The sequence below is a fragment of the Shewanella electrica genome (assembly GCF_022321485.1).
GTDB classification, from domain to species: Bacteria; Pseudomonadota; Gammaproteobacteria; order Enterobacterales; family Shewanellaceae; genus Shewanella; species Shewanella electrica.
In genome coordinates this window covers 1-346 of the sequence record NZ_JAKOGG010000055.1, presented here as the reverse complement: position 1 = coordinate 346, position 346 = coordinate 1, and the positions used below count along the sequence as shown (strand labels likewise).

At 51.2% G+C, this 346-nt stretch carries 1 protein-coding gene; it reads left to right on the top strand.

Annotated features, from left to right (window positions below; all coding sequences use genetic code 11):
- Positions 1-279 (top strand): class I fructose-bisphosphate aldolase (locus L9G74_RS23825; RefSeq protein WP_238898512.1); only part of this gene is annotated, 279 nt, incomplete at its 5' end.
- Positions 280-346: the final 67 nt, after the last annotated feature.

Sequence of the window (346 nt, the reverse complement as noted above, 5' to 3'; positions counted from 1 at the left end):
TTTTTGTCTGGTGGACAGTCTGAGGTTGAAGCTACCCTCAATTTGAATGCCATGAACCAATCTCCAAACCCGTGGCACGTGTCATTCTCGTATGCCAGAGCCCTCCAAAACACTGCCTTGAAGACATGGGGAGGCCGCCCAGAGAACGTGAAGGCGGCACAAGATGCACTCCTTTTCCGTGCCAAGTCCAACTCGCTCGCCCAGCTTGGGAAGTACACCGGTGAGGGTGAATCCGAGGAAGCCAAGAAGGAGTTGTTCGTCAAAAGCTACTCCTACTAAGATGTTTGCAGTGAATATGATACTTGTTAGGCAGCAACACCAGCAGTTACAGTAGGTGTTGACGGAC